Origin of the sequence: Klebsiella sp. ZJOU C1 (assembly GCF_035620215.1) — a bacterium.
GTDB classification, from domain to species: domain Bacteria; phylum Pseudomonadota; class Gammaproteobacteria; order Enterobacterales; family Enterobacteriaceae; genus Klebsiella; species Klebsiella variicola.
Map to the genome: position 1 here is coordinate 4,657,589 of NZ_CP141644.1, position 20,621 is coordinate 4,678,209.

23 protein-coding genes are annotated in these 20,621 nt (G+C 55.8%); 16 read left to right on the top strand and 7 right to left on the bottom strand.

All coding sequences use genetic code 11. The annotated features are described in order from the left end of the window. Positions 1–202 precede the first annotated feature (202 nt). Positions 203–961 carry a metalloprotease LoiP gene (locus SPE70_RS22265; protein WP_064170007.1) on the top strand — a complete coding sequence of 253 codons (759 nt, stop codon included), beginning with the start codon at positions 203–205 and terminating at the stop codon, positions 959–961. A 377-nt stretch (positions 962–1,338) separates the two neighbouring features. Beyond that, on the top strand, positions 1,339–2,607 hold the full coding sequence (locus SPE70_RS22270; protein WP_008806455.1) for an OprD family outer membrane porin: 1,269 nt from the start codon (positions 1,339–1,341) through the stop codon (positions 2,605–2,607). 131 nt (positions 2,608–2,738) lie between these two features. Here the strand turns inward: SPE70_RS22270 and speB are convergent, their stop codons facing one another. From speB to SPE70_RS22290, 5 genes are all read right to left on the bottom strand, one after another. After that, positions 2,739–3,659, bottom strand: coding sequence for an agmatinase (speB, locus tag SPE70_RS22275; RefSeq protein WP_002916572.1), 921 nt, complete (start codon positions 3,657–3,659; stop codon positions 2,739–2,741). A 233-nt stretch (positions 3,660–3,892) separates the two neighbouring features. Continuing rightward, complete coding sequence (gene speA, locus SPE70_RS22280; protein ID WP_008806456.1) at positions 3,893–5,869, bottom strand: biosynthetic arginine decarboxylase; 1,977 nt, start codon at positions 5,867–5,869, stop codon at positions 3,893–3,895. An 8-nt stretch (positions 5,870–5,877) separates the two neighbouring features. Beyond that, positions 5,878–6,009 (bottom strand): acid stress response protein YqgB, encoded by a 132-nt coding sequence (gene yqgB / locus SPE70_RS22285; protein WP_002916578.1) that lies wholly within the window; start codon positions 6,007–6,009, stop codon positions 5,878–5,880. Positions 6,010–6,093: 84 nt separating this feature from the next. After that, complete coding sequence (locus SPE70_RS26485) at positions 6,094–6,243, bottom strand: hypothetical protein (protein WP_418268773.1); 150 nt, start codon at positions 6,241–6,243, stop codon at positions 6,094–6,096. Positions 6,244–6,296: 53 nt separating this feature from the next. After that, positions 6,297–6,572: a hypothetical protein gene (locus tag SPE70_RS22290; RefSeq protein ID WP_136047534.1), complete on the bottom strand. Its 276-nt coding sequence runs from the start codon at positions 6,570–6,572 to the stop codon at positions 6,297–6,299. Between the two features lie 138 nt (positions 6,573–6,710). Between SPE70_RS22290 and metK the strand changes: the two genes are divergently transcribed. From metK to ruvX, 8 genes are all read left to right on the top strand, one after another. Next, on the top strand, positions 6,711–7,865 hold the full coding sequence (metK, locus tag SPE70_RS22295; RefSeq protein WP_008806457.1) for a methionine adenosyltransferase: 1,155 nt from the start codon (positions 6,711–6,713) through the stop codon (positions 7,863–7,865). Positions 7,866–8,244: 379 nt separating this feature from the next. After that, the gene (locus tag SPE70_RS22300) at positions 8,245–9,639 is read left to right on the top strand and encodes a sugar porter family MFS transporter (protein WP_008806458.1); all 1,395 of its coding nucleotides are present in this window, start codon (positions 8,245–8,247) and stop codon (positions 9,637–9,639) included. A 77-nt stretch (positions 9,640–9,716) separates the two neighbouring features. After that, on the top strand, positions 9,717–10,217 hold the full coding sequence (locus tag SPE70_RS22305) for a SprT family zinc-dependent metalloprotease (protein WP_008806459.1): 501 nt from the start codon (positions 9,717–9,719) through the stop codon (positions 10,215–10,217). 94 nt (positions 10,218–10,311) lie between these two features. Continuing rightward, positions 10,312–11,019, top strand: a complete 708-nt coding sequence (gene endA / locus SPE70_RS22310) for a deoxyribonuclease I (RefSeq protein ID WP_008806460.1) — start codon at positions 10,312–10,314, stop codon at positions 11,017–11,019. Positions 11,020–11,110: 91 nt separating this feature from the next. Then, positions 11,111–11,842 (top strand): 16S rRNA (uracil(1498)-N(3))-methyltransferase, encoded by a 732-nt coding sequence (gene rsmE, locus SPE70_RS22315; protein ID WP_008806461.1) that lies wholly within the window; start codon positions 11,111–11,113, stop codon positions 11,840–11,842. Between the two features lie 20 nt (positions 11,843–11,862). Then, positions 11,863–12,813 (top strand): glutathione synthase, encoded by a 951-nt coding sequence (gene gshB / locus SPE70_RS22320; RefSeq protein WP_008806462.1) that lies wholly within the window; start codon positions 11,863–11,865, stop codon positions 12,811–12,813. Between the two features lie 174 nt (positions 12,814–12,987). Then, positions 12,988–13,551 carry a YqgE/AlgH family protein gene (locus SPE70_RS22325; RefSeq protein WP_012540566.1) on the top strand — a complete coding sequence of 188 codons (564 nt, stop codon included), beginning with the start codon at positions 12,988–12,990 and terminating at the stop codon, positions 13,549–13,551. Continuing rightward, positions 13,551–13,967 (top strand): Holliday junction resolvase RuvX, encoded by a 417-nt coding sequence (gene ruvX / locus SPE70_RS22330; protein WP_012540565.1) that lies wholly within the window; start codon positions 13,551–13,553, stop codon positions 13,965–13,967. The genes SPE70_RS22325 and ruvX overlap by 1 nt, the downstream gene beginning before the upstream one ends. Positions 13,968–14,019: 52 nt before the next feature. On the opposite strand, the gene SPE70_RS22335 is transcribed toward ruvX, so the two are convergent. Further along, a complete protein-coding gene (locus SPE70_RS22335; RefSeq protein WP_004205179.1) occupies positions 14,020–14,673 on the bottom strand; it encodes a LuxR family transcriptional regulator in 654 nt (217 codons plus the stop codon). A 348-nt stretch (positions 14,674–15,021) separates the two neighbouring features. Beyond that, positions 15,022–16,002, bottom strand: coding sequence for a type IV pilus twitching motility protein PilT (locus SPE70_RS22340; protein ID WP_012540564.1), 981 nt, complete (start codon positions 16,000–16,002; stop codon positions 15,022–15,024). A 16-nt stretch (positions 16,003–16,018) separates the two neighbouring features. On the opposite strand from SPE70_RS22340, the gene SPE70_RS22345 reads away from it, so the two are divergent. The 6 genes from SPE70_RS22345 to SPE70_RS22370 all read left to right on the top strand — a co-directional run bounded on the left by SPE70_RS22345 (position 16,019) and on the right by SPE70_RS22370 (position 20,621). Further along, the gene (locus SPE70_RS22345; RefSeq protein ID WP_022064839.1) at positions 16,019–16,720 is read left to right on the top strand and encodes a YggS family pyridoxal phosphate-dependent enzyme; all 702 of its coding nucleotides are present in this window, start codon (positions 16,019–16,021) and stop codon (positions 16,718–16,720) included. A 20-nt stretch (positions 16,721–16,740) separates the two neighbouring features. Continuing rightward, positions 16,741–17,307 carry a YggT family protein gene (locus SPE70_RS22350; RefSeq protein WP_004205182.1) on the top strand — a complete coding sequence of 189 codons (567 nt, stop codon included), beginning with the start codon at positions 16,741–16,743 and terminating at the stop codon, positions 17,305–17,307. Further along, on the top strand, positions 17,304–17,594 hold the full coding sequence (gene yggU / locus SPE70_RS22355) for a DUF167 family protein YggU (RefSeq protein ID WP_008806468.1): 291 nt from the start codon (positions 17,304–17,306) through the stop codon (positions 17,592–17,594). The genes SPE70_RS22350 and yggU overlap by 4 nt, the downstream gene beginning before the upstream one ends. 12 nt (positions 17,595–17,606) lie before the next feature. Further along, positions 17,607–18,200: an XTP/dITP diphosphatase gene (locus SPE70_RS22360; RefSeq protein ID WP_012540562.1), complete on the top strand. Its 594-nt coding sequence runs from the start codon at positions 17,607–17,609 to the stop codon at positions 18,198–18,200. Beyond that, complete coding sequence (hemW, locus tag SPE70_RS22365; RefSeq protein WP_023298217.1) at positions 18,193–19,329, top strand: radical SAM family heme chaperone HemW; 1,137 nt, start codon at positions 18,193–18,195, stop codon at positions 19,327–19,329. Before SPE70_RS22360 ends, hemW begins: the two co-directional genes overlap by 8 nt. Positions 19,330–19,634: 305 nt before the next feature. Then, a complete protein-coding gene (locus tag SPE70_RS22370; RefSeq protein ID WP_023298218.1) occupies positions 19,635–20,621 on the top strand; it encodes a TRAP transporter substrate-binding protein in 987 nt (328 codons plus the stop codon).

Sequence of the window (20,621 nt, forward strand, 5' to 3'; positions counted from 1 at the left end):
AGTGTGAACAATGTAACCCAAGCGACAAGTCATGTACATGGAGCATCCTTTTGCCCTTTAAGAAATCTCTGGAACAGGTTGTGCTACCCCGGAATCCGCTCGCCCGCATCCTGCGATACTCTTTATAATTTACGCAGAATACGGTTCCCTGCCGTCGCCGTATTGTCGGATAAACAACCATAAGATTGTGGAAGATAAAAAAATGAAAATTCGCTCAACCGTACTTGCTCTTGGGATCGCAGCAACCCTCACCGGATGTCAGAACATGGACTCCAATGGTCTGCTCAGCTCAGGCGCCGAAGCCTTCCAGGCGTACTCCCTCAGCGACGCGCAGGTGAAAACCTTAAGCGACCAGGCCTGTAAAGAGATGGACGCCAAAGCGAAAATCGCCCCGGCCAGCAGTGAATACAGCCAGCGTTTGAGCAAAATCGCGACCGCGCTGGGCGATAACATCAATGGCCAGCCAGTGAACTACAAGGTCTATGAGACCAAGGATGTGAACGCCTTCGCGATGGCGAACGGCTGCATCCGCGTTTACAGCGGGCTGATGGACATGATGAACGATAATGAAGTTGAAGCGGTTATCGGCCACGAAATGGGTCACGTTGCGCTGGGCCACGTGAAGAAAGGCATGCAGGTCGCGCTGGGGACCAACGCCGTGCGTGCGGCGGCGGCCTCCGCCGGCGGCATCGTCGGCAGCCTGTCGCAGTCGCAGCTGGGCGATTTAGGCGAAAAACTGGTGAACTCGCAGTTCTCCCAGCGTCAGGAATCGGAAGCGGATGACTACTCTTATGACCTGTTGCGTAAGCGCGGCATCAATCCGTCGGGACTGGCCACCAGCTTCGAAAAACTGGCCAAGCTGGAAGCCGGTCGTCAGAGCTCTATGTTTGACGATCACCCGGCCTCCGAAGCTCGCGCCCAGCATATTCGCGATCGCATGAAAGCCGACGGGATTAAATAATCGACAGTGGGAGGCATTATCGCCTCCCTTTTTTATATCCCTGTAAAAATATTTAGCCGCATGAATTGATAACTTAAGCGCACAAACCGTTAATTATTGCTGCACCTCGTCACAGCCAATTATTTTAAGCGCTGTCACTCAGCAAGATATTATTTGGCAAATAAAAAACAGCGTGCACAATCCGCCTTTCAGAACCGCGTTCCTCCAGATAATAAATAGTCCACCCCTCTTCGCCAAACGCAGCCGGCATGCGCCACACAGCTTGTTTCCTGGCGATACCATTGCTCACACAATGATTGCTTTCGACATTATTTCAGGAGAATATCGCGACTGCAGTGATTCCCTTGAATATATCGACAGACAGAGAAGTGCCTTCAGTGAAAAAAGAATTATCGTTAATCGCACTTGGCATTATTGCCGCCACGCCGACTTTCGCCAGCCAACAATCCGCCAGTCAGGGCTTTATTGACGACAGCCATCTGGATCTCTTTTTGCGTAACGCTTATATCAAACGTGATTATCGCGATGGGTTGCCGGATAAAGCCGAATGGGGCCAGGGGATTATCGCCACCTTCGAATCGGGCTTTACCCAGGGACCGGTCGGCTTTGGCGTGGACGGTATCGCCCAGTATGCGGTGCGCCTTGACGGCGGTCGCGGGCGCAGCGGCGCGGGCGGGATCGACTTTTTCGCCCAGGATGACGACGGCCGCGCGAAATCCGACCTCGCCAAATTCGGCGCTACCGGCAAAATGCGCTTTTCGAATACCGTGCTCAGCTACGGCAGCCAGCGGCCGATGCTGCCCATCGTCTACGCTGACGATTCACGCCTGCTGTACGAGAGCTATACCGGCACCATGCTCACCTCGCGCGAAATCGACGGCCTGGAAATTAACGCCGGTTATCTCACCGACCAGCAGCGCAAAAGCGACGACAGCCATAACAGCGGCCTGAAAAGCCTGACCTTCGGCGGGGCCAGCTACCGGTTCAACGACCAGCTCAGCGGCGCGCTGTACGCTTCACACGTCGAAGATGTGCTGAACAAACAGTATCTTGGCCTGAACTATAAGCAGCCGTTCGCCGCCAACCAACAGCTGGTTCTCGATTTCAACGGCTATAACTCACGCCTGGATCAAGAATATGCCGACGCCAATGACACCGGTCGCAGCAATAGCATCTGGAGCCTGGCCGCCAGCTACATCTGGGATATTCATACCTTTAAAGTCGCTTATCAGCAAAGCAGCGGCAGCACCGGTTACCACTACGGTGGCTACCAGAACCAGGGCGGCGTCGGCGATGGCGGGAACACCATCTGGCTGGCCAACTCCTACTGGTCTGATTTTAACGGTGAAGATGAACGCTCCTGGCAGGCATCGTACGGACTGGATTTTGCCGGGCTGGGATTACCGGGGCTGACCTGGACCACCGCCTATGTGCGCGGTGATAACATTAAAACTTCAGAGACCAGCAACGGCAAAGAACACGAATGGTTCAACCAGGTTCAATACCAGGTACAAAACGGCGTGGCGAAAGATTTGAAATTCAGACTACGCTATTCGGTGCTGCGCGTGTCCAGCAACGCCAGCGACTATAACGTCAGCGGGAATGAAGTCCGGTTCTACGTCGAATATCCGTTTAACGTGTTTTGACGCAATAATGACCCCTCTCCTGCGCGCCGGCCCTCTCCCGGCGCACAGGAGCACTCGCCCGGCGCCTTGATAACCCCTCTGTGCCGCGCGCAACCCTCTCCCGGGAAGGGAGAGGGTCGGGGTTACCCGGCTTATTCGCCCTTCTTCGCCGCCTGGATGTAGAGCATTTCCAGAGCGAGAGTCGCCGCCGCCAGAGCGGTAATTTCGGACTGATCGTAGGCCGGAGCGACTTCCACTACGTCCATCCCAACGATGTTCAGATCCTTCAGGCCACGCACCAGTTTGATCGCCCGGTCTGAGGTCAATCCGCCGATAACCGGGGTCCCGGTGCCTGGCGCAAACGCCGGATCCAGACAGTCGATATCAAAGGTCAGGTACACCGGCATGTCGCCGACGATCTGCTTCACCTGGGCAATGACGTCATCAACGCTGCGGTCGTTAACCTGGCCGGCGTCCAGCACCGTAAAGCCATTATCTTTGTCGAACTCGGTACGGATACCAATCTGCACGGAGTGGTTCGGATCGATAAGCCCTTCGTTCGGCGCGGTGTAGAACATGGTGCCGTGGTCGAACTCGCAGCCGTTGGCGTAAGTGTCGGTGTGGGCATCGAAGTGCACCAGCGCCATTTTACCGAAGTGCTTAGCGTGGGCGCGCAGCAGCGGCAGGGTAACAAAGTGGTCACCGCCGAAGGAGAGCATGCGCTTGCCTGCCGCCAGCAGCTTCTCGGCGTGGGCCTGCAGCTTCTCGCTCATTTCGCGCGCGTCGCCGAAGGCGTACACCAGATCGCCGCAGTCCACCACGTTCAGGCGTTCGCGCATGTCAAAGTTCCACGGGAAACGGTTGTGCTCCCAGGCGAGGTTAGTGGAAACCTGACGGATAGCCGCCGGGCCATGACGGCCACCCGCGCGCCCGGAGGTCGCCATATCGAACGGCACGCCGGTGATGACCCAGTCCGCATCGCTTTCATACGGCATGAAGTTCATTGGCAAACGCAGAAAGCCAAAGGCATTGGATACCAGGGAGTTATCGTATTGATGACCTAAAGTGCTCATGGATATGACCTCTTTTCGCAGTCGTGGAACGTAAAAAATAAGTATAAAAAAACCCCTCCGCGTCGTTAGGCCCGACGAGGAAGGGTTTGATAGATAAATCGCTTATTGGCGTGAATTATCGCCGGTAATGCATACGGGTTCAAGTAAGTATCGCATTCCGCCGGATGACGGCTTCGCCTTATCCGGCCTACCTTCGCAGGCCCGGTAAGCGCTACGCCACCGGGCATCAATGGTTACTCGTCTTCCAGATAAGTATAGCCGTACAGTCCCGCCTCAAACTCTTCGAGGAACTGCTGCTGCAGCGCGTCGTCCAGGCCGGTATTTTTCACCTGATCGCGGAACTGGGTCAGCAGCGTGTTCGGATCCAGCTGCACATACTGCAGCATATCCGCCACGGTATCGCCCTCGTCGGACAGCTCAACCTCAACGCTGCCGTCAGGGAAGACGAACACGTCCACCGCCTCGGTATCGCCAAACAGGTTATGCATGTTGCCAAGGATCTCCTGATAGGCGCCGACCATAAAGAAGCCCAGCATCGGCGGGTTCTCCGGGTCGTACTCCGGCATCGGCATGGTGGTGGCGATCCCGTCGCCGTCCACGTAGTGATCGATGGCGCCATCGGAGTCGCAGGTGATGTCCAGCAGCACCGCACGGCGCTCCGGCGACTTGTTCAGCCCTTCCAGCGGCATCACCGGGAACAGCTGATCGATCCCCCAGGCATCCGGCATCGACTGGAACAGCGAGAAGTTGACGTAGATTTTATCCGCCATCCGCTCCTGCAGCTCATCGATGATGGGACGATGCGCGCGGTTGCTCGGGTCGAGCTGCTTCTGCACTTCATGACACATGTTCAGATACAGCTGCTCGGCCCAGGCGCGCTCCTGCAGGTTGAAGGTGCCAGAGGAGTAGCCGATATGGATATCGTGCAGGTCCATCTGGCTGTCGTGCAGCCATTCGCGCAGCGAGCGGCGGTTGCCGGTCTCGTGCATCTCCAGCCAGGTTTCCCACATGCTCTGTAGCGGACGCGCGGCGTCTTCCGCCGGCGGGGTCGCCTCAGTGTATTCGTTACGCTCCACGCCGATGATGTTGGAAACCAGCACGGTATGGTGCGCGGTCACCGCGCGGCCGGATTCGGTGATCACCGTCGGGTGCGGCAGGCCGTTCTCTTCGCAGGCATCGCCGATCGCCCAGATGATGTTGTTGGCGTATTCGTTCAGACCGTAGTTCACCGAGCAGTCAGACTGCGAGCGGGTCCCTTCATAGTCCACGCCCAGACCGCCGCCGACGTCAAAGCACTGAATGTTGACGCCCAGCTTATGCAGTTCGACGTAGAAACGCGCGGATTCACGCACGCCGGTGGCGATATCGCGAATATTGGCCATCTGCGAACCGAGGTGGAAGTGCAGCAGTTGCAGGCTCTCAAGGTGCCCTGCGGCACGCAGGATCTCGACCAGCTGTAGTACCTGGGTCGCCGCGAGGCCAAACTTGGACTTCTCTCCGCCGGAGGATTGCCATTTGCCGGAGCCCTGCGAGGCCAGACGCGCACGCACGCCAAGGCGCGGCACCACGTTCAGGCGCTCGGCCTCTTCCAGCACGATGGCGATTTCCGACATCTTCTCGATGACCAGATAGACCTTGTGGCCCATCTTCTCGCCCACCAGCGCCAGGCGGATATATTCGCGGTCTTTATAGCCGTTACAGACGATGACGCTGCGGGTCATCCCGGCGTGCGCCAGCACGGCCATCAGTTCGGCTTTCGAACCGGCTTCCAGTCCCAGCGGCTCGCCGGAATGGATCAGCGATTCAATCACGCGACGGTGCTGGTTAACCTTAATCGGGTAGACAAGGAAGTAATCGCCATTATAACCGTACGATTCACGCGCGCGTTTGAAGGCGGCGTTGATCGAGCGCAAGCGGTGCTGCAGGATCTGCGGGAAGCAGAACAGCGCCGGCAAACGTTGCCCTTGCGCCTCGCGGGCTTTGACTAATTCCGCGAGGTCCACGCGCGCTTCCGGGACGTCCGGATCCGGGCAAACGCTGATGTGGCCCAGTTCGTTGACGTCATAATAGTTATTGCCCCACCAGGCAATATTATAAGTACGCAGCATCTTGCTGGCTTCCTGGGAGCTCATCGCTACCTCCTGCATGGAACGTAGTACACCGTGTTCGCCTGCTGACGAAGGCGAAACCATAGACATGTCGTCAGACATAGCGAACCTCAATTTTTAATAATAAGTGTAAGACAGTTAACTACTATCGCAGTCCAAAGATGCGATAACAACCCATGAACAGTCCTAAAGCCCAGCACTATCTGCTGGTTTTGCGACTGCGCGACCGGTTTCTTATTCATATCATCGTAAAACACGTAGCCGAACAGAGTATGACAGTCCGGAGAAACCACGAGAAAACTCTTGCCTGGCAAGAGCGCCCTTGTTCAGTTTTCTAACGACCGACCGGCCCTGGAATCCTGAGAAGCGCCGAGATGGGGTGAACATCGGCTGGTTTGCATGAGAGAGATGCAGGTTGCGGAGTGCTGACGCGCGACAGAACGACGCGACGAATCAAGCGAAAAACATTGGTTCATTATCTGGTATCACCTCCACACCGCCCTGCGACAGGGTCGGCGACAAGCCAAAGCTATACATACCGGGCAACAGGCGCTACGCCGCTGCGAGATTCTGTAAATACAGACTGCTTAACCCGGCTGGAAGTGGCACCACAGGGCGATGCCCCGTGCGCTTTTTTAATGAGCCGCGCGCGGCGTTTTATACCGAGAAGCAGGGTAAAAAGCAAAATAAAAATGTGTGCGTTTGCGCGGTTGTCAGGAAAATTTGCCAGGCGGGTTTTCCCATAAATGCGACCGCCATCAAAAAAGGCTGGAAATGGGCTCAAGAATTGACCTAAAATAGCCATCCAGAAGTTAATCCGTCTATACTGATTAACACTCAGACTGCTCGTGTCGCTACCTGCGCGGCTTTGCGCTGATTATCCACCAAAGCCACATTACACAACAGTATGAGCTATCCGAATCGTCCACAGGTGAAATAAAATATGGCAAAACACCTTTTTACGTCTGAGTCCGTATCAGAAGGGCATCCTGACAAAATTGCTGACCAAATCTCTGATGCCGTGCTGGATGCGATCCTCGAGCAGGATCCGAAAGCGCGTGTCGCATGTGAAACCTATGTCAAAACCGGCATGGTGCTGGTAGGCGGCGAAATCACCACCAGCGCATGGGTTGATATCGAAGAGATCACCCGCAACACCGTCCGCGAAATTGGCTACGTGCATTCCGATATGGGCTTTGACGCCAACTCGTGTGCCGTTCTGAGCGCCATTGGTAAACAGTCTCCGGACATCAACCAGGGCGTCGACCGTGCCGACCCGCTGGAACAGGGCGCAGGCGACCAGGGTTTGATGTTTGGCTATGCGACCAACGAAACCGACGTGCTGATGCCGGCGCCGGTGACCTATGCTCACCGTCTGGTGCAGCGCCAGGCTGAAGTGCGTAAAAACGGCACCCTGCCGTGGCTGCGTCCGGATGCGAAAAGCCAGGTGACCTTCCAGTATGACGACGGGAAAATCGTCGGCATCGATGCGGTGGTTCTGTCCACGCAGCACGCGGAAGACATCGACCAGAAATCCCTGCAGGAAGCGGTGATGGAAGAGATCATCAAGCCGACCCTGCCGACCGAATGGCTGAACGCTTCGACCAAATTCTTCATCAACCCGACCGGACGTTTCGTTATCGGCGGCCCGATGGGCGACTGCGGTCTGACCGGTCGTAAGATCATCGTTGATACCTACGGCGGCATGGCTCGTCACGGCGGCGGCGCGTTCTCCGGTAAAGATCCGTCTAAAGTTGACCGTTCCGCAGCCTACGCGGCGCGCTATGTGGCGAAAAACATCGTTGCCGCGGGCCTGGCCGATCGTTGTGAAATTCAGGTCTCCTACGCTATCGGCGTCGCTGAACCGACGTCGATCATGGTGGAAACTTTTGGCACCGAGAAAGTGCCTTCTGAACAGCTGACCCTGCTGGTGCGCGAGTTCTTCGACCTGCGTCCGTACGGCCTGATTCAGATGCTGGACCTGCTGCACCCGATCTACAAAGAAACCGCGGCTTACGGTCACTTTGGTCGCGAGCATTTCCCATGGGAAAAAACCGACAAAGCGGCTCTGCTGCGCGAAGCGGCCGGTCTGAAATAACCCCTGCTTCCTCTCTTCAAGGCCAGCCTCGCGCTGGCCTTTTTGTTTCCGTCTCCCTCCCCTCTGCGCCTCGCTTCAGCGGAACGCGGTAACGCGATGAAAGCGATTACATTATGATGACTGCCCCTTTGTTTCCAGAACAGGCATAGCATGCGGGTATTTTTCACAATGTTACATATTGTTTCGGTCAACTCCGATTACCGTTTTTCAAAATGTCGACTATCCTTGTATATACTGCTGATTTAAAAAGCATTTAATGGATTACGTTTCTTTACCTTTGTGTAAACGATTACACAGCCGTGACTATAATCACGTTTTTTTACCGTCGAGTGTCCTACCCTAACCATCGACAGAATCAATAACTCAACTGGAGGGCGTTATGCCTGACAACAAAAAACAAGGGCGTTCGAACAAGACTATGACGTTCTTCGTCTGTTTCCTCGCCGCGCTGGCTGGCCTGCTGTTCGGCCTTGATATCGGTGTTATTGCGGGTGCCTTACCCTTTATTGCCAATGAGTTCCAGATTTCAGCCCACACCCAGGAGTGGGTGGTCAGCTCCATGATGTTCGGGGCTGCCGTCGGTGCGGTCGGCAGCGGCTGGCTCTCCTTCAAACTGGGCCGTAAAAAAAGCCTGATGATCGGCGCCATCCTCTTTGTCGCCGGCTCTCTGTTCTCCGCTGCCGCGCCAAACGTCGAGATCCTGCTGGTTTCCCGCGTGCTGCTGGGCCTGGCGGTGGGCGTCGCGTCATACACGGCTCCGCTGTATCTGTCGGAAATCGCGCCAGAGAAAATTCGCGGCAGTATGATTTCGATGTACCAGTTGATGATCACCATCGGGATCCTCGGCGCCTATCTCTCTGACACCGCTTTCAGCTACAGCGGCGCGTGGCGCTGGATGCTCGGCGTGATCATTATTCCGGCGGTATTGCTGCTGATCGGCGTTATCTTCCTGCCGGACAGCCCGCGCTGGTTCGCCGCCAAACGTCGTTTCGTCGATGCCGAACGCGTGCTGCTGCGCCTGCGCGATACCAGCGCCGAAGCGAAACGTGAGCTCGACGAAATCCGCGAAAGCCTGAAGGTGAAACAGTCCGGCTGGTCGCTGTTCAAAGACAACAGTAACTTCCGCCGCGCGGTGTTCCTCGGTATTCTGCTGCAGGTGATGCAGCAGTTCACCGGCATGAACGTCATCATGTACTACGCACCGAAGATTTTTGAACTGGCGGGCTATGCCAACACCACCGAGCAGATGTGGGGGACGGTGATCGTCGGTCTGACCAACGTGCTGGCCACCTTTATCGCTATCGGTCTGGTCGACCGCTGGGGCCGTAAACCAACGCTGATCCTCGGCTTTATCGTGATGGCCGCGGGCATGGGCGTGCTGGGTAGCATGATGCACATCGGCATTCACTCCTCTACCGCGCAGTACATCGCCGTCCTGATGCTGCTGATGTTCATCGTCGGTTTCGCCATGAGCGCCGGTCCGCTGATTTGGGTACTGTGTTCCGAAATCCAGCCGCTGAAAGGCCGCGACTTCGGCATCACCTGCTCCACAGCGACCAACTGGATTGCCAATATGATTGTCGGCGCCACCTTCCTGACCATGCTCAACTCGCTGGGCAGCGCCAACACCTTCTGGGTGTACGGCGGTCTGAACGTGCTGTTTATCCTGCTGACTATCTGGCTGATTCCGGAAACCAAAAACGTCTCGCTGGAACATATTGAACGTAACCTGATGCAGGGTCGTCCGCTGCGTGAAATCGGCGCCCGCGACTAACCCGCCTGAGCTTCCTCCCCTCCCGGGAGGAAGCTTCCTCTTGCTCTCCCCCGCCCGTCGCACTATCCTCTGGCGCTATGAAAACACCCCGTATTCCCATCGCTATTCAGCAGGCCGTGATGCGCAGCCTGCGGGAGCATCTCGCCAAAGCGAACCTCAAACTGGAACGCCGCTACGCTGAGCCGACGCTGGTCTACCAGCAGCGCGGTACCTCCGCCGGCACCGCCTGGCTGGAGAAAAACGAAATTCGTTTAAATCCGGTGCTGCTGCTGGAAAATCAGCAGGAGTTTATCGATGAAGTGGTGCCGCACGAGCTGGCGCACCTGCTGGTCTGGCAGCACTTTGGCCGCGTCGCGCCGCACGGTAAAGAGTGGAAATGGATGATGGAGAACGTCCTTGGCGTTCCCGCGCGTCGCACTCACCGTTTTGAACTCGATTCGGTCCGCCAGAACACCTTCCCCTACCGCTGTCGCTGTCAGCAGCATCAGCTCACCGTCCGTCGCCATAACCGGGTGGTGCGCGGCGAGGCCACCTACCGCTGCGTTCACTGCGGCGATCTGCTGGTGGCTGAAAAATAACCATCAGAATTTATTAGAAACTTTCTGATCTGACTGATTGCATCCAGCACCCTCATTCGCTACGTTGCGGGCTCGTTTTGACACGGAGTTAACGATGTCCCGTATGCATATTTTAGCCGTTGCGGTATTGAGCACGGCAGTCAGTGGCCCGCTCGCGGCCGCCGGTATTAATAGTTTTTCCCAGGCCAAGGCCGCTGGCGTCAAAGTGAACGCCGACGTTCCGGGCGACTTTTATTGCGGCTGTAAAATCGACTGGCAGGGTAAAAAAGGCGTTATCGATCTGGAATCTTGCGGCTATAAAGTGCGTAAAAATGAGAACCGCGCCAGCCGGGTTGAATGGGAACACGTGGTGCCGGCGTGGCAGTTCGGCCATCAGCGCCAGTGCTGGCAGGAAGGCGGGCGGCAAAACTGCGCCAAAGATCCGGAGTACCGCAAGATGGAAAGCGATATGCACAACCTGCAGCCGGCGGTAGGGGAAGTCAATGGCGATCGCGGCAACTTTATGTACAGCCAGTGGAACGGCGGTGAAGGCCAGTACGGCCAGTGCACCATGAAGGTCGATTTTAAAGATAAAGTCGCCGAGCCCCCTGCCCGCGCCCGCGGCGCTATCGCCCGCACCTACTTCTATATGCGCGACCGCTACCAGCTGAATCTTTCCCGCCAGCAAACTCAATTGTTTACCGCCTGGGATAAACAGTACCCGGTCACCGCCTGGGAATGTGAGCGCGATGAGCGCATCGCGAAAGTGCAGGGCAACCATAATCCGTATGTCCAGCAGGCTTGCCAGGCGCAAAAGAGCTAACCTACACTAGCGGCAATTGTTAATTTGCAGCCCTGTGCTTCCCGCCCGGTGGCGGGAAGCTGGCATCTGCGCAACGAACGGAATATCAAGCATGCGCATTCCTCGCATCCATCATCCAGAACGCCTCACTGTCGGCAGCCAGATTGCGCTGAGCGATGACGCGGCCAACCACGTCGGTCGCGTCCTGCGCATGACCGCAGGTCAGCACCTACAGCTTTTTGACGGCAGTAACCAGGTATTTGACGCCGTCATCACCGAGGCCGGCAAGAAAAATGTCACGGTTGAAGTGCTCAGCGGCGAACCCGACGATCGTGAATCGCCGCTGCATATTCACTTAGGCCAGGTGATGTCGCGCGGTGAAAAAATGGAATTTACTATCCAGAAATCGATCGAACTCGGGGTAAGCCTCATAACGCCACTGTTTTCCGAGCGCTGCGGCGTTAAACTGGACGCCGAACGTTTGCAGAAGAAGATCCAGCAGTGGCAGAAAATCGCTATTGCCGCCTGCGAACAGAGCGGTCGTAATGTGGTACCGGAAATACGTCCGGCCATGCAGCTGGAAGAGTGGTGCGCCGAGCAGGACAGCGGGATGAAGCTCAACCTGCACCCGCGCGCCAGCGCCAGCATTAATACGCTGCCGCTACCGGTTGAACGCGTCCGTTTGCTGATTGGTCCGGAAGGTGGGCTATCGGCAGAAGAGATAGCGATGACCGCGCAATACCAGTTTACTGATATCCTGTTGGGACCGCGCGTTCTGCGTACAGAGACTACTGCGCTCACCGCCATCACCGCCCTGCAGGTGCGTTTTGGCGACTTAGGTTGAGGCGTTAACGGAGAAGAACCATGATCAAGCTCGGCATCGTGATGGATCCCATCGCAACCATCAACATCAAGAAAGACACCAGCTTCGCTATGTTGCTGGAAGCGCAACGTCGCGGCTATGAACTCCATTATATGGAGATGAACGACCTCTATTTGATCAACGGCGAAGCCCGCGCCCGTACGCGCACGCTGAGCGTCGAACAGAACTACGATAAATGGTATGACTTCACCGGTGAGCAGGATCTGCCGCTGGCCGATCTTGACGTTATTTTGATGCGTAAAGATCCGCCGTTCGATACCGAATTTATTTATGCCACCTACATCCTGGAGCGGGCGGAAGAGAAAGGCACGCTTATCGTCAACAAGCCGCAGAGCCTGCGCGACTGTAACGAGAAACTGTTCACCGCCTGGTTCTCAGAACTGACGCCGGAAACGCTGGTCACCCGCAATAAAGCCCAGCTGAAGGCCTTCTGGGAAAAACACGGCGATATCATCATGAAACCGCTCGACGGCATGGGCGGTGCCTCTATTTTCCGCGTCAAAGCCGGCGATCCGAACCTTGGCGTGATCACGGAGACCCTGACCGAGCTCGGCAGCCGCTACTGCATGGCGCAGAACTATCTGCCCGCCATTAAAGACGGCGACAAGCGCGTGCTGGTGGTGGACGGCGAGCCGGTGCCTTACTGCCTGGCGCGTATTCCGCAGGGCGGCGAGACCCGCGGCAACCTGGCCGCCGGCGGCCGTGGCGAAGCTCGCCCGTTGACCGAAAGCGACTGGGAAATTGCCCGCCGCGTCGGCCCGACGCTGAAAGCCAAAGGTCTTATCTTCGTCGGCCTGGATATCATCGGCGACCGTCTGACGGAAATTAACGTCACCAGCCCCACCTGCGTGCGTGAGATTGAAGCCGCCTTCCCGGATATTTCGATCACCGGCATGCTGATGGACGCTATCGAAAGACGTATCACCAAATAAACACCAGAGCGGATAAACGTCCGCTCATGGCGCAGCGAGCACGGTTGACCGCGCTCGTGAAACGCCGCCAGCCAGGCGCCACTCGGGCGCCAGCCAGATAAAGTGCATCGACACTATTCTACTTTGCCCGCATACTGGGTGTTGCTTTTTGAACCAGGAACAGAACCTCTGACAATGAATTTACAGCATCACTTTCTGATTGCCATGCCTGCGCTTCAGGACCCGATTTTCCGCCGCTCCGTGGTATATATCTGCGAGTATAACGACGAGGGAGCCATGGGCATTATTATCAATAAGCCGCTGGAAAATCTGCAGGTGGAAGGGATCCTTGAGAAGCTCAAGATTGTTCCGGAGCCGCGCAATCCGGAGATCCGTCTGGATAAACCGGTGATGCTGGGCGGCCCGCTGGCGGAAGACCGCGGTTTTATTCTGCATACCCCGCCCTCTGACTTCTCCTCGAGTATCCGCATTTCGGATAACACAGTGGTCACCACCTCGCGGGATGTTCTTGAAACCTTAGGTACCGACAGGCAGCCGGGCAACGTACTGGTGGCGCTGGGCTACTCCTCATGGGAGAAAGGGCAACTGGAGCAGGAGATTTTAGATAATGCCTGGCTTACCGCCCCTGCCGACCAGAATATTCTCTTCCGCACGCCCATCGCCGATCGCTGGCGCGAGGCGGCTAAACTGATTGGTATCGACATTGTGACGATGCCAGGCGTCGCGGGGCATGCATGATGAGCGGAACCTTTCTCGGCTTTGATTTCGGCACCAAAAGCATCGGCGTGGCGGTGGGGCAACGCATCACCGCTACCGCGCGACCGTTACCGGCGCTGAAGGCGCAGGACGGTAAACCAGACTGGAATGTCATCGAAAAACTGCTCAAAGAGTGGCAGCCTGAGGCGGTGATCGTTGGCCTGCCGCTGAATATGGACGGCACCGAGCAACCGCTGACGGCGCGCGCGCGGAATTTCGCCAATAAAATTCATGGCCGCTTTGGCGTCGCGATCGTCCTTCACGATGAACGTCTGAGTACGGTGGAGGCTCGGGCAGGCTTATTTGAACACGGCGGCTACCGCGCGCTGAATAAAGGCAGCGTTGATTCGGCCTCAGCCGTGGTCATTCTGGAAAGCTACTTCGAGCAGAGCTTTTAGGCTCTGCTCTCCTGCGCCGCCGGCAAATTGCTGACGGCGCGCTTCCGACCGCTTAGTGGCGCAGATGTTCGTTCGCCCAGCTCACCGCTTGAGTGCGATTCTTCACGCTCAGTTTACGAAACACATTGTACAGGTGCGTACGCACCGTGTTCTCGCTGATAAACAGGGCACGGGCAATATCCAGATTCGTCGCCCCACAGCGCAGCTCGTTGAGGATCTCACATTCCCGCTCGGTGAGTGGCGAGTTCTCAACGGGCGCCGATGCATGGTCCGCAGCGTACATCGCCGGGTGCATCACGCTCAATTCAGCCGTCTGTTCGCCGTTTAGTACGGCCTTAACGCCCTCAATTAAGCGCGATTCATCATCGTCATGGCGGAACACGCCATATAAAGCCGGCCACTGCGCCATTTCGTATAACTCATACTTTTGTGCGCTATTAATAATCAACAAACGAGGATTATCTGCCTGCAGTCGAATAATGTCTCGCCATACCCCATTTAATTTCTTATTTGACACTGCGATATCAAATAATATTACAGAATCTTTCGCCAGGCGTTGTGCCAGTGGTTTATTAATATTTTGTAAAACCACTGGTGCCATCAGGGTTTCGCTCAGATAGCTGGCAAAAGCTTTGCTCTGAATTGACGGATGGGTAATAAATGTGACCTGACGAGAAGATGATGAATTTCCATTTAAATTAATCACTTAAAACTCTCCTTAGCTGCTATCCACCGCCATGGTGGTTAAATGAATAAAAAAATATACAAACAGTCGTGAATTTATAAATAGCCTTGGCAATTTACAAATTGAAACGTTATTCCATGAGAATCATCCTATTCCCGTAAACAGCATAAATCGAACACCTCAAAGCTGTCAAAAGGTAATCAAACTTTTTTCCTGGAAATGCGTATTCACTGTCGACATATCGCAACTGAATGTGTTATTTGAATTTATTCATAGTGATTATTTGTATTACCAAATAATATAAAGAAACAGCAATCAAACATTCAGTTAACATATCATTTAACCCGCCCTGCCTGCTTCACGCTGCTCTTATAGTTCGCCTGCGGCGACACGTTGCTGAAAACTCTGCGTAAATGTCAGCATTCCGGCCTGCATCCCGGTCTGCATTATGCCGGGCAACTGATGCACTTTTCCTTCACGGATCAAGTTAGCTACTGCGGGGGTATTGACCAAAAGCTCGTATAGCGCAACTCTGCCGCCCTGACGTGCAGGCAACAATTTTTGCGCCAGCACCGCGCACAGGCTTCCGGCCAGCTGACTACGAACCTGATCTTTCTCCTCTGCCGGAAAGACATCGATCAATCTCTCCACCGCCGGCGCCGCGCCGCGGGTATGTAATGTCGCCATTACCAGATGTCCGGTCTCCGCAGCCGTTAACGCCAGACGAATGGTTTCGCTGTCGCGTAGCTCCCCGAGCAGGATCACATCCGGATCCTGGCGCAGCGCCACGCGGAGCGCCGCGGCGAACGAAGGACAATGACGGCCAATCTCCCGCTGCTGGATCAGGCAGCGCTCGCTGTGATGGATAAACTCCACCGGGTCCTCCAGGGTCAGAATATGGCCATCAAGACGCTGGTTGAGATGCCCCACCATCGCCGCCAGGGTGGTCGACTTGCCGCTGCCCGTCGCTCCGGTGACCAACAGCAAACCACTCTCTTCCGCCAGCAGCTCGCTCAGCGCAGGCGGGGCGCCCAGCGTCTCCAGACGCGGGCACTGTTCAGGCAGAAGGCGTAGCACCAGCGATATTCCACGCGTATGGGCGAAAGCGCTGGCGCGCAGCCGCAAACCGCAGGCCAGGGTCAGCGCAAAGTCAATCTGTCCCTGTTCCTGCCAATGCTGTAACTGTGCGGCATCAAGCCAGCAGTTGAGTAAATCCGGGATATCCGGCGCGGGAAACGGGGCGGGCTCCAGCTTGCCCTGCCGCCGCCAGCGCGGTGCGGCGGAATTGCACAGGTGTAGATCGGAGACATTATGCTTTACACTAAGGGCTACGATTTCTTCCAGCTTCATAACTCATCCTCGGAATATGAACGATATTGCGCATAACCTGGCACAGGTCCGGGACAAAATCTCCGGTGCCGCCGCTCGTTGCGGGCGTGCGCCAGAAGAAGTGACATTGCTTGCAGTGAGTAAAACGAAACCTGCGAGCGCGATCGAAGAAGCCATCGCGGCAGGCCAGCGGGCATTTGGTGAAAACTACGTCCAGGAGGGCGTGGAGAAGATTAACCATTTCCAGCAGGCCGGCGTCAGTGGGCTGCAGTGGCACTTTATTGGCCCCCTGCAGTCCAACAAAAGCCGGCTGGTGGCAGAGCATTTTGACTGGTGCCACACCGTCGATCGGCTGAAAATCGCCTCCCGCCTGAACGAACAGCGCCCGGCGCATCTGCCGCCGCTGAAGGTGCTGATTCAAATCAACATCAGCGATGAGCAGAGCAAATCCGGCATCCCGCTGGAAGCGCTCGATGGATTAGCGGCAGAGATCGCTGAGTTACCTCATCTGGAGCTGCGCGGTCTGATGGCCATCCCCGCGCCTGAGTCAGAATATGTAAGGCAGTTTGCCGTCGCCCAGCAAATGGCGGTAGCATTTGCGCGATTAAAAACGCGGTACCCCACGGTCGATACGTTGTCTCTGGGAATGTCGGACGATATGGAAGCCGCAATCGCGGCGGGAAGCACGATGGTGCGCATCGGTACAGCTATTTTTGGTGCGCGCGACTACAGCAAATAATAAGGAATCTGAGGAACGCCATGAAGACGTTGACTTTCCTGCTTTCAACGGTCATTGAGCTTTACACGATGGTCGTGTTGTTACGCGTCTGGATGCAGTGGGCGCGCTGCGACTTTTACAACCCGTTTTCGCAGTTTGTGGTGAAGGCCACGCAGCCGATTGTCGGGCCGCTGCGCCGGATTATCCCGGCAATGGGGCCAATTGACAGCGCCTCGCTGCTGGTGGCATTTATTCTCTGCGTCATCAAAGCGATCGTGCTGTTTATGGTGATCACCTTCCAGCCGATCATCTGGATCTCCGCCCTGCTTATTCTGCTGAAAACCATCGGCTCATTGATCTTCTGGGTGCTGCTGTTGATGGCGATCATGAGCTGGGTCAGCCAGGGCCGTAGTCCGGTGGAGTACGTGCTGATGCAACTGGCGGACCCGCTGCTGCGCCCTATCCGCAACCTGCTGCCGTCGATGGGCGGTATCGATTTCTCACCGATGGTACTGGTGCTGCTGCTGTACGTGATTAATATGGGCGTCGCCGAAGTGCTGCAGGCCACCGGTAACGTGCTGCTGCCGGGGCTGTGGATGGCGCTATGAGTGCCGTTGAAACCTGCGCTGAGGGGCTGGTGCTCAGGCTGTATATTCAGCCGAAGGCCAGCCGCGATAGCATCGTGGGCGTACATGGCGACGAGCTTAAAGTCGCCATTACCGCCCCGCCCGTTGATGGCCAGGCCAATGCCCACCTGGTGAAATTTCTCGCCAAACAGTTCCGCGTCGCCAAAAGCCAGGTACTGATTGAAAAAGGCGAGCTGGGTCGCCATAAGCAAGTTAAAATCATCGCCCCACAACAGATCCCGACTGCGGTCGCGGCGCTAACTGAATAAACAGGATTTATCATGCAAAAAGTCGTCCTCGCGACCGGCAACGCCGGTAAAGTGCGCGAACTGGCCTCGCTGCTGGAAGATTTTGGTCTCGATATCGTCGCTCAGACCGAGCTGGGCGTGGACTCTGCGGAAGAGACCGGCCTGACCTTTATTGAAAACGCGATTCTGAAAGCGCGTCATGCGGCGCAGATCACCGGCCTGCCGGCCATCGCTGACGATTCCGGTCTGGCCGTCGATGCGCTTGGCGGCGCACCGGGTATTTACTCCGCCCGCTATTCCGGCGTCGACGCCACCGACCAGCAGAATCTTGAGAAGCTGCTCGACGCGTTAAAGGACGTGCCGGACGACCAGCGTCAGGCGCAGTTCCACTGCGTGCTGGTCTATCTGCGCCATGCCGAGGATCCCACGCCGCTGGTGTGCCACGGCAGCTGGCCTGGGGTAATCACCCGACAAGCCGCCGGTACGGGTGGCTTCGGCTACGACCCGATATTCTTCGTCCCGTCCGAAGGGAAAACCGCGGCCGAACTGAGCCGTGAAGAAAAGAGTGCGATTTCCCATCGTGGGCAAGCGCTAAAACTGTTACTGGAAGCATTACGTAATGGCTAATTTGCCGCCGCTGAGTCTCTATATTCATATTCCCTGGTGCGTGCAGAAATGCCCGTACTGCGACTTTAATTCGCATGCGCTGAAAGGCGAGGTGCCGCATGACGATTACGTCCAGCATCTGCTAAACGACCTGCAGGCCGATGCGCAATATGCTCAGGGACGGAAAATAGGCACTATTTTTATCGGCGGCGGTACGCCAAGCCTGCTGTCCGGCCCGGCCATGCAAACCCTGCTGGATGGCGTCCGCGCCTGCCTGCCGCTGGCCGCCGGGGCGGAAATCACCATGGAAGCCAACCCGGGCACCGTGGAGGCCGATCGCTTCGTTGATTACCAGCGCGCCGGGGTGAACCGTATCTCCATCGGCGTACAAAGCTTTAGCGAACCGAAGCTGCAGCGCCTGGGGCGGATCCACGGTCCGGAGGAGGCCAAGCGCGCAGCACGTCTCGCCAGCGGCCTCGGCCTGCGCAGCTTCAATCTCGACCTGATGCACGGTCTGCCGGACCAGTCGCTGGAGGAGGCGCTGGACGATCTGCGTCAGGCGATTGCCCTCAACCCGCCGCACCTGTCGTGGTACCAGCTGACCATTGAGCCGAACACCTTGTTCGGCTCCCGGCCGCCGGTGCTGCCGGATGACGACGCGCTATGGGATATTTTCGAGCAGGGGCATCAGCTGCTAAGCGCCGCTGGCTATCAGCAGTACGAGACGTCCGCCTACGCTAAACCGGGCTTCCAGTGTCAGCATAATCTCAACTACTGGCGCTTTGGCGACTACCTCGGCATCGGCTGCGGCGCGCACGGTAAGATAACCTTCCCTGACGGACGCATTCTGCGGACCGCCAAAACCCGCCACCCGCGCGGGTATATGGAAGGCCGTTACCTCGAGCGTCAGCATGATGTGGAAGAGGCGGATAAACCGTTTGAGTTCTTTATGAACCGTTTCCGCCTGCTGGAGGCCGCGCCGCGCGCAGAATTTAGTCGCTATACCGGTCTTGATGAAGCGGCGATCCGCCCGCAGCTGGACGCGGCGATAGCCCAGGGCTATCTGCAGGAAGACGAGCAGAACTGGCAGATTACCGAGCACGGTAAGCTGTTTTTGAATTCCCTGCTCGAACTCTTCCTTAACGAATAAATATCACCCTTGTCCTTCCCTTTATCGTTTTAACGGGAAGGACAATAGTTCGAATTTATCGAAATATCAACCTCGTCATTCCCGAACCATTCTTTTAAAATATTTCATCATCTAATTAATTCACTTTTATTTATAGAAACCAAATATAATTGAAGCCATAAAAGCCGTTATTTCAGTGCCTCATTGAGAAAAAGTGTGAGTCAGGCAGCTTAAAGATGTACGACAACAAGGATAATATGTCATACAGAAACAAAGCATGACGCTTAAGATATTGACCAATTACCACAAGTGCATGGAGCCAACTTATGAAAAAATACGCTTTTTCTCGTTCTCTGATAGCAATATCTTTGCTTGCTCTATTCTCTTCAGGAGCCAGCGCAGCTGAAAAAATCACGTTAAAACTGGCACATAACCTTGAACGCAGTCACGTGGTGCATCAGGCGTTTGAAGAGATGGCCAAAGAGGTAAACCAACTTTCTGACGGTAATATGAAGATTCGTATTTACCCCAGTAGCCAGATGGGCAGCGCACGAGAAACGATGGAGTTATTACAAAATGGCGCGCTGGATTTGACCAAAGGTTCCGCCAGCGATCTGGAGTCATTTGATAATATCTATGCGATATATAATTTACCGTTCCTGTTTAACGATCAAAATCATTTCAATAAGGTGGTCTTCGGAGAAGCGGGCAAGGAAATAATGGATTCGACGAAAGAGAAAGGATTCTTTGCCCTTTCCGCTTATGTCGCCGGAACCCGAAGTTTTTATGCCAAAAAGCCCATCACCAAACCGGAAGATTTAAAAGGACTGAAGATCCGCGTGCAGGCCAGCCCGACAACCTTAAAAATGATTGAATTAATGGGCGGCTCCCCGACACCAATCTCCTTTGGTGAGGTTTATACCGCCATGCAGCAAGGGGTGGTGGACGGCGCGGAAAATAACGTGCCCTCCTGGGTGCAGACTCGCCATATCGAAATCGCGAAAGTATTCTCTGAAGATGAGCATGCCTCCATCCCTGACTTCCTCGTTATCTCCAGCAAAACCTGGGACAAACTGACGCCGGGACAGCAGCAAATCCTGGTCAAAGCGGCCAAAGCCTCAGAGGTTTATCAGCAACAGCTGTGGCAGAAGATCGACGCCGATACCCGCGCTCAGGCCAAAGCCCTGGGGGGCGAAATTATCAAAGTGGATAAAGCGCCGTTCCGCGCCGCCGTGCAGCCGCTATTTGATGACTTTAAGAAAGATCCAAAACAGGCCGCTCTGCTGGCCAAATTTGACGCTGCCGCTGAATAA

What these genes read in the sequence shown, in the direction of transcription:
- SPE70_RS26485 (WP_418268773.1), bottom strand. Translation starts at nt 6,243, where the DNA reads ATGAACCAATGTTTTTCGCTTGATTCGTCGCGTCGTTCTGTCGCGCGT.
- endA (WP_008806460.1), top strand. Translation starts at nt 10,312, where the DNA reads ATGTCCCGTATGCATATTTTAGCCGTTGCGGTATTGAGCACGGCAGTC.
- rsmE (WP_008806461.1), top strand. Translation starts at nt 11,111, where the DNA reads ATGCGCATTCCTCGCATCCATCATCCAGAACGCCTCACTGTCGGCAGC.
- ruvX (WP_012540565.1), top strand. Translation starts at nt 13,551, where the DNA reads ATGAGCGGAACCTTTCTCGGCTTTGATTTCGGCACCAAAAGCATCGGC.
- SPE70_RS22340 (WP_012540564.1), bottom strand. Translation starts at nt 16,002, where the DNA reads ATGAAGCTGGAAGAAATCGTAGCCCTTAGTGTAAAGCATAATGTCTCC.
- SPE70_RS22360 (WP_012540562.1), top strand. Translation starts at nt 17,607, where the DNA reads ATGCAAAAAGTCGTCCTCGCGACCGGCAACGCCGGTAAAGTGCGCGAA.
- SPE70_RS22300 (WP_008806458.1), top strand. Translation starts at nt 8,245, where the DNA reads ATGCCTGACAACAAAAAACAAGGGCGTTCGAACAAGACTATGACGTTC.
- yggU (WP_008806468.1), top strand. Translation starts at nt 17,304, where the DNA reads ATGAGTGCCGTTGAAACCTGCGCTGAGGGGCTGGTGCTCAGGCTGTAT.
- SPE70_RS22345 (WP_022064839.1), top strand. Translation starts at nt 16,019, where the DNA reads ATGAACGATATTGCGCATAACCTGGCACAGGTCCGGGACAAAATCTCC.
- SPE70_RS22290 (WP_136047534.1), bottom strand. Translation starts at nt 6,572, where the DNA reads ATGGCTATTTTAGGTCAATTCTTGAGCCCATTTCCAGCCTTTTTTGAT.
- speB (WP_002916572.1), bottom strand. Translation starts at nt 3,659, where the DNA reads ATGAGCACTTTAGGTCATCAATACGATAACTCCCTGGTATCCAATGCC.
- SPE70_RS22305 (WP_008806459.1), top strand. Translation starts at nt 9,717, where the DNA reads ATGAAAACACCCCGTATTCCCATCGCTATTCAGCAGGCCGTGATGCGC.
- SPE70_RS22350 (WP_004205182.1), top strand. Translation starts at nt 16,741, where the DNA reads ATGAAGACGTTGACTTTCCTGCTTTCAACGGTCATTGAGCTTTACACG.
- SPE70_RS22265 (WP_064170007.1), top strand. Translation starts at nt 203, where the DNA reads ATGAAAATTCGCTCAACCGTACTTGCTCTTGGGATCGCAGCAACCCTC.
- metK (WP_008806457.1), top strand. Translation starts at nt 6,711, where the DNA reads ATGGCAAAACACCTTTTTACGTCTGAGTCCGTATCAGAAGGGCATCCT.
- yqgB (WP_002916578.1), bottom strand. Translation starts at nt 6,009, where the DNA reads ATGAATAAGAAACCGGTCGCGCAGTCGCAAAACCAGCAGATAGTGCTG.
- speA (WP_008806456.1), bottom strand. Translation starts at nt 5,869, where the DNA reads ATGTCTGACGACATGTCTATGGTTTCGCCTTCGTCAGCAGGCGAACAC.
- gshB (WP_008806462.1), top strand. Translation starts at nt 11,863, where the DNA reads ATGATCAAGCTCGGCATCGTGATGGATCCCATCGCAACCATCAACATC.
- SPE70_RS22325 (WP_012540566.1), top strand. Translation starts at nt 12,988, where the DNA reads ATGAATTTACAGCATCACTTTCTGATTGCCATGCCTGCGCTTCAGGAC.
- SPE70_RS22370 (WP_023298218.1), top strand. Translation starts at nt 19,635, where the DNA reads ATGAAAAAATACGCTTTTTCTCGTTCTCTGATAGCAATATCTTTGCTT.
- hemW (WP_023298217.1), top strand. Translation starts at nt 18,193, where the DNA reads ATGGCTAATTTGCCGCCGCTGAGTCTCTATATTCATATTCCCTGGTGC.